Source organism: Anaeromyxobacter sp. SG17 (assembly GCF_022690695.1).
In the GTDB taxonomy this organism is placed as follows: Bacteria; Myxococcota; Myxococcia; order Myxococcales; family Anaeromyxobacteraceae; genus Anaeromyxobacter; species Anaeromyxobacter soli.
Genome location: NZ_JALCYX010000126.1, coordinates 1 through 6,944 on the forward strand (window position 1 = coordinate 1; position 6,944 = coordinate 6,944).

Annotated in this window: 4 protein-coding genes, 1 rRNA gene and 1 pseudogene; 4 read left to right on the top strand and 2 right to left on the bottom strand. The window is 73.8% G+C overall.

The genetic code is table 11. From position 1 onward, the window contains the following. The first annotated feature begins 4 nt into the window (after window positions 1-4). The 3 genes from rrf to MNY60_RS22960 all read left to right on the top strand — a co-directional run bounded on the left by rrf (window position 5) and on the right by MNY60_RS22960 (window position 3,180). A 5S ribosomal RNA gene (gene rrf / locus MNY60_RS22950) occupies window positions 5-121 on the top strand. A gap of 156 nt (window positions 122-277) precedes the next feature. Beyond that, window positions 278-1,156: an S-methyl-5'-thioadenosine phosphorylase gene (gene mtnP / locus MNY60_RS22955; RefSeq protein ID WP_242341361.1), complete on the top strand. Its 879-nt coding sequence runs from the start codon at window positions 278-280 to the stop codon at window positions 1,154-1,156. Window positions 1,157-1,218: 62 nt separating this feature from the next. Beyond that, complete coding sequence (locus tag MNY60_RS22960; RefSeq protein ID WP_242362002.1) at window positions 1,219-3,180, top strand: ABC-F family ATP-binding cassette domain-containing protein; 1,962 nt, start codon at window positions 1,219-1,221, stop codon at window positions 3,178-3,180. 31 nt (window positions 3,181-3,211) lie between these two features. Here the strand turns inward: MNY60_RS22960 and MNY60_RS22965 are convergent, their stop codons facing one another. Both MNY60_RS22965 and MNY60_RS22970 read right to left on the bottom strand, forming a co-directional pair. Beyond that, a complete protein-coding gene (locus tag MNY60_RS22965) occupies window positions 3,212-4,897 on the bottom strand; it encodes a CotH kinase family protein (protein WP_242356947.1) in 1,686 nt (561 codons plus the stop codon). Window positions 4,898-5,045: 148 nt separating this feature from the next. Beyond that, entirely contained in the window at window positions 5,046-6,395 is a 1,350-nt protein-coding gene (locus MNY60_RS22970) for a purple acid phosphatase (RefSeq protein WP_242356945.1), read from the bottom strand. 223 nt (window positions 6,396-6,618) lie between these two features. Between MNY60_RS22970 and MNY60_RS22975 the strand changes: the two are divergent. Further along, window positions 6,619-6,944, top strand: a pseudogene (locus MNY60_RS22975) (hypothetical protein); the annotation flags it as partial.

Genomic DNA, 6,944 nt, shown 5'->3' on the forward strand with positions numbered 1-6,944 from the left:
GGTTTGCGGTGGCTATTTCGGTGGGGTCACACCCGTTCCCATCCCGAACACGGTAGTTAAGCCCACCAGAGCCGATGGTACTGCACCGGAAGCGGTGTGGGAGAGTAGGTCGCTGCCGCATTTTTTTTCTTGGCCCGCTGGCGCAATTCGCGCCGGCGGGCTTTTTTCTTTTGTCGCGCCTGCGCACCGACACGGCGTCGGATCGCGCGGCCGAGGCGCTCGCGCCGGCACCCGGGCGCCTCGTTCCGGTACACTGGCGCCTCTCTGGAGGTCAGCGATGAGTCGGGTCGTGGTCGGAGTCATCGGCGGGACGGGGCTCGGTGAGGCGCTCGGGGCGCTCGGGGCAGGCGAGCAGCGTGAGATCGACACGCCCTTCGGGCGCCCCTCCGGACCGATCACCCTCACGGAGGTGGCCGGCGTCCCGGTGGCCCTCCTGTCGCGCCACGGCGACGGGCACATGCGGAACCCGTCGGCCGTGCCCTACCGCGCGAACATCTGGGCGCTCAAGTCGCTCGGCGTGACCCACGTGCTCGCGAGCGGCGCCTGCGGGAGCCTCCGCGAGGAGGTCGCGCCGAAGCACCTCGTCATCCCGGACCAGGTGATCGACCGGACCTTCCGGCGGGCGGGCACGTTCTTCGACGAGCTGGCCGTCCACGTGGAGCTCGCGGCGCCGTTCTGCAACACGCTCCGCAACGTCCTCGTGAAGGCGGGCACCGGGTTCCCGGCGCGCGTCCACCAGGGCGGCACGTACGTGTGCATGGAGGGGCCGCAGTTCTCGACCCGGGCCGAGAGCGAGCTGCACCGGAGCTGGGGCGCCTCGCTCATCGGGATGACGCTGATGCCCGAGGCGAAGCTCGCCCGGGAGGCGGAGCTCTGCTACGCGGCCGTCGCCCTCCCCACCGACTACGACTGCTGGAAGCCGCACCCGGCGACCCTCGACCAGGCGAAGCTCATCGAGGAGATCCTCGGGAACGTGAAGGTCGCGACGCAGAACGCGCTCGAGCTCATCCGGCGCGCGATCCCGCAGGTCGCCGCCATCGAGAAGCCTTGCGCGTGTCAGTCCGCGCTCGCGCTCGCGATCTGGTCCGACCGGTCGCGGCTCTCCCCGGAGGTCCGCCAGAAGCTCGGGCTGCTCCTCGGCAAGTACCTCGGCTAGGAGAGCGGCGCGAACCACGGCCCGGCCCGGCGACCCCGCAGGTCCGGTGGTATGAAGTCGCGGTGACGCTCCTCCACGCCGCCTCGCTCCGGCTCGCCTTCGGCAGCCGCACCGTCTTCGACGGGCTCACGCTCACCCTCGAGGAGGGCGAGCGCGTCGGGCTCGTGGGCGTGAACGGCTCGGGGAAGTCGTCGCTCATGCGCATGCTCGCGCGCGCGGCGGAGCCGGACGCCGGCGAGGTGCAGCTCCGGCGCGGCGCGCTCGTCACCTACCTGCCGCAGGAGCCCACGTTCCCCGCCGGGGCGACCGTCGCGTCCGAGCTCGAGGTCGCGCGCGCGCCGCTCCGCGCGGCGATCGACGCGCACGCGGCGCTCTCGGCGCGCCTCTCGGCCGAGCGCGACGCCGCCGCCCACGATCGCCTCCTCGTGGAGCTCGCGCAGCTCTCGGATCGCATCGACCAGCTCGGCGGGTGGGACACGGCGCACGAGGCGCGGCGGCTGCTCGACCGGCTCGGCGTGAAGGAGTGGGACCGCCCCGTGGCGGAGCTCTCGGGCGGCACGCGCAAGCGCGTCGCGCTCGCGCGGGCGCTGCTCACGCACCCCGATCTGCTCCTCCTGGACGAGCCGACGAACCACCTCGATGCCGACACCGTCGACTGGCTCGAGGAGGAGCTCGACCGGCTGAAGGGCGCGCTCCTCCTCGTCACCCACGATCGCTACTTCCTCGACGACCTCGTGGATCGCATCGTCGAGATCGCGCCGGGCGCCGGCGTCACGAGCTACCCGGGGAACTACGAGGCCTACCTCGAGCAGAAGCTCGTGGCCGAGGAGCAGGGGGCGCTCGCGGGGCACAAGCGCGAGCGCTGGATCGCGCAGGAGGTCGCCTGGCTCCGCCGCGGGGTGGAGGCGCGGCGGACGAAGTCGAAGGCGCGCATCGAGCGGGCGCGGCGCCTCATGGCCGAGCGCGGGGCGGAGCGCCCGCGCGTCCCGGAGCTGCAGCTCGCGGCGACGCCGCGCCTGTCGCAGACGGTCCTCGAGGGGCACGACCTCGTGAAGCGCTTCGGCGAGCGGCAGGTCCTCGCGGGCGTGAGCCTCACCGTGCAGCGCGGCGAGCGGATCGGCATCGTCGGTCCGAACGGCGCGGGCAAGACGACGTTCCTGCGGGTCCTGCTCGGCGAGCTGGCCGCCGACGGCGGGCGCGTGGTGGTCGGCGCGCGCACGCGGGTGGCGTACCACGATCAGGGGCGCGAGGCCCTCGATCCGGAGCAGACGGTCTACGAGGCCGCCGGCGGGAGCCGGGACGGCACGCGCGGCGAGGACTTCGTGGAGCTCGGGGGCCGGCGGGTCGCCCTCCGCGACTACCTCGACGACCTCCTCTTCCCGCCCACCGTCCAGCGCATGCAGGTGAAGGCGCTCTCGGGCGGCGAGCGGAACCGGCTGCTCCTCGCGCGCGCCTTCCTCGCCGGCGCGAACGTCCTCGTGCTGGACGAGCCCACGAACGACCTCGACCTCGTCACGCTCAACGTGCTCGAGCGGCTCCTCCTCGCGTTCGACGGCGCCGTCCTCCTCGTCACCCACGATCGCTACTTCCTCGACAAGGTCGCGACCGCGATCCTGGCGTTCGAGGGGGAGGGGAGGGCGGTCCGCTACGAGGGCAACTACGAGACCTATCGCACGTTGAAGGGGCAGGCCGAGGCGGCCGCGCGCGCGGAGGCCGGACCCGCCCGCCCGGAGGTCCGCGCCGCCGCGGGGCCGCAGGCCCGCACGGCGGCGCCGGCGGAGCGCGCGCGCCGGCCGGGGAAGCTCTCGTTCAAGGAGCAGCGGGAGCTCGAGGGCATGGAGTCGGCGATCCTCGCGGCCGAGGAGCGGAAGGCCGCGCTGGAGGCCGCGCTCTCGGACCCCGCCACCTACCAGAAGGACGGCGCCGCGGTCGGCGGCATGCGCGACGCGCTCGCCGCCGCAGGCGTCGAGGTCGAGCGGCTCTACGCGCGCTGGCAGGAGCTCGAGGCGCTGCGCGGCGCGTGATGCCGGGCGGGGAGCTCCGCGCCTTGCGCGCCTACCTCCAGCCCCACGCCTCAGCGCCGTCCGGGATCCTCGCGTACGTCCTGCCCCCGAGCGGTGCGTAGAACGTCGCGTCGAGCGGCAGCTGGGTGGTCGCGTCGAAGACGCCGACCTCGCCCCCATCCGCGCCCGGCGTGAACGGGAGCGTGACCTTCCCGTGCGCCGGCACGACCGTGCCCGCGGGGAGCGCGCTCTGCAGCCGATCGCGGAGGTCGGAGGTGAGGGCGAGGCCCGCGAGATCGCGCGGCGCGTCCTCGCGGTTGTAGAGCTCGAGGAACCCCGGCCCGATCGCGTTCACGACGAGCCCGCCCTCCCCACGGTGCCGCTCCCTGGGGATCTCGCCCCGGAGGAACCCGGTGCGGCGCGTGACGTACTCCTCGAGGAACCGCACCGACGCGGCGGCGAGCTCCTGATCCACCCAGGGATCCCGCTGCAGCGGTCCGGCGATGAGGGCGTGGAGCGCCTCGATGCGCGGGAACGCCTGCGCCTCCGAGAACACGCCGTCGAGCATCTTCTCGACCTCGTCGAGCACCCGGTTGCGGAGCGCGGGCGCGTCCCACAGGCGCTGGAACAGCACCACGAACGGCGGATGCGCGCTGACGCCGTAGCGCTGCGACTTGTCGGCCGCGACCCCCAGGGTGGCGGGATCGTAGAGCGTGTAGGTCGGGATCGCGTCGTGCCAGTTCGGCGTCGCCGTGGGCGTGAGCCCGCGCCAGTACACGATCCGCGCGTTGTTGAGATCCCACGGCACGAAGGACCACTTGCCCGTCACGGCGTCGTGGACGAGGTAGCTGCCCGAGTCGTCGATCCCCGACCAGCTGACGAGGATCGCGACCGCGTACATGCGGACCAGGCGATCGACGTCGAAGTGCCCCGCGAGCCAGGCGGGGAACTCGTGCTCCGGCGTCCGGTTGAGCTCGCGGAGGAACGTCCAGAGGTCGTCCCACGGCTGCGTCTCGTTCGTCTCCTTCTCCCACGGGCCCTGGTACGAGGCGGGGGGCGAGAGCTTCATCTCGCAGTCGCGGAGGCCGCAGCGGTAGGTCGTGGAGTCCGCGTCGAAGCCGTGATCGCGGAGGAAGTGCTTGTCGTCCGCCTCCTGCACCTCGACGTAGACGCCCTGGTGCTCCCCGTTCACGTCGAGCGTGATGAAGCGCCACCGCGGCGAGCGGACGCCGGCGCCCAGCAGGAGGCCGTAGCAGAACGGGTCGGAGAGGTAGCCGCCGTCGAGGTACTCGGCGAGGTAGTTGCGCGTCCGGGTGGGCCAGGATCCCGTCCCGGGCGCGCCGTCGTGGGTCTCGCCGCTCGTGGGGTGGCGCGTCTTCCAGCTGTGCTTCGGGTGCTCGCGCGCGCCGTCTCCGCGCTGCCGCAGCTCGACGTCGTACCAGGTGCCGCCGAGGTACAGCCGCCCCGGCGCGTACACCTTGCTCCACAGCTGGTAGACGATGTCCGCCGTCGATTGCGGGAACGTGATCGCGAGCGGCTCGACCTTCTGCTGGAGGTCCGGCCAGCTCACCACCTCGGGGACGCGGTCCGTCGGGGTGCCGGGCGTGCCGCAGTCGTTGCACGTCGGCGGGGGCGGATCTCCAGGAGGGGGATCCACCTTCGGGAGGGGCGGGGCGTCGGCGTTGCAGGCGAGGAGCACCGTGGCGAGGAACGCCACGAGGGCGAAGCGAGAGCTCATGCCCAAGGGGCGCTGCAACGCGCGCGCCCCGAGCGCCGGCGTCACGGGCCCGAGTCGCGACCGGGGCTCGAGCGTCGCCCGGCGCAGCCGCGAACGGGGCCGGCCCCGCCCCTCGCGCGACGCGCGTCGAGCGCCACCGGAAGAGGCCTCAGCGCGCGCGCCGGCGCAGACGCCGGAGCGTCTCGCTCACGGCGAGGGCGGCGAACGCGGCGAGCCCGGCGCCCCCGCCGGCGCTGGCGCAGCCACCACCGCGGACGACCGGCCCGCCGGACTGCCAGCTCGAGCCGCCACCTCCGCCCCCGCCGGTTCCGGCGGGCGCCGGCGCGACGTCCTTCGCGATCGTGAACTCGTCGTGGACGACGCCGTCGTGGCGAACGGACTCCACGTGCATCGAGCCGCCGTCGACCGTCACCACCACGTGCTGACCGACCTTCTCCCGGTACGCGGTGAACGGCGCCACCGGCTTCTCGAAGTCGTAGAGCCAGTCGCCCCCGCCGCCGGTCGTCACGTACACCGGCGCGCCGGGGCGATCGTACGCGCCCTCCCCGGTCTTCACCGGCGCGCCGTCGCGCGAGGGCCAGGTGCGCTCGTACAGGTGGTTGTGTCCCTGGAAGACGACGTCCACGCCGTACTCCTGGAAGAGCGGCTCGAGCGCGCTCGCCACCTCCGGGAAGGAGCCGTACTTGCCGGTGGCGAGCACCGGGCGGTGGAGCAGCGCGATCTTCCACGGCGCCTGGGTGGCCGCGAGGTCTTCGCGCAGCCAGGTGACCATCGAGTCCCGCGTGCAGCCCGCGGTCGCGGCGTCCATCGGCGAGAGGCAGTTCGAGTCGAGCGCGACGACGTGCACGTCGCCCCAGTCGAAGGAGTAATAGCGCTCGCCGTCGGGCCCCTCCGGCAGCTCGAGCGCGTCGAGGTAAGGCTGGGCGTAGGGCAGCCGGTACTCGTGGTCGCCCGGCACCGGCCAGAACGTGGTCGAGGCGAGGAGCGCCGCCATCGGGCGGAACACCGCCGGATCCCAGTCCTCCGCCTTCCCGTCGGGATAGGCGTTGTCGCCCACGGTGAGCACCGCCGACACGCCGCGCGCGAGCAGCGCCGCCGTGTTTCCGGCCTGGATCGGGCCCTGGGTGCCGTAGTCGCCGATGACCCCGAGCACCGTCCGCTGGCCCTCGGCCGTGTCCGGCTCGCCGGGCGTGCGGAGGGTGCCCGTGGCGCGAACCGCTCCCTCGAGCTCGACGCGGTAGGAGACGACGCTCGCGGCGGGCAGGCCTTCGAGCCTGACCACGTGGTGCGCCGTGCCGGCGCTCTCCCCCACCACCGTCCCGCCGGCCCCGAGCTCCGCGACCACGCGCACGGCCGCCGGCACGTCGGTGTTCAGCACGACGAGCGAGGCGTGGGGCGAGGTCTGCTGCAGGAAGGGACCGCGCGTGATCGCGGCGGCCGACGCGAGGCCCGGCAGCACGAGCAGGGTGGAGAGGATCAGCCGGGCGAGCTGGCGCAAGCAGGTCTCCTCGTCGGCCCCTTTGCGGCGCCGCGACGTTCGAGTGGGTGGGAGGACCTGGGGAAACAGGGAGGGCACCGCGATCCATCCCGACCCCGCGAGACAGGGCCATGGCGTTCAGCCGATGGGAAAAGCGTTTCCACTCAGCGGAACGTCCTGGGACCGCGCGGCCGCATGCCCGGGCGTCGAGCGGTGGGCACCCCCGTTGCACCGTGAGCGGTCCGTGAAACCGTTCCGTCACTCGCTCGTCACGGTCGCGCTCGCCCTCGCGGCCACCCTGGGGCTCCCCGGCGGCGCGTCCGCGGAGGAGCCCGCACCCCAGCCGGACCCCGCCGCGGGCGCGCCCGACGATGGGCGCGTGGACGCGCCGGCGACCCGCGGGGAGGTGGGCCCGGCGATGGAGCAGGCTTCGGCCACGCCGCCGAGCGAGCAGGCGCCCGCCGGCGGTGCGGAGGCCGTGCCCGGTCCCTCCGTCGTGCCCGCGAGCACCGCCGCCGCCCGGCCCGCGCGCGCGAGGCCGGTGCCGCTCGCGAGCGTGCCGCGCTCGCC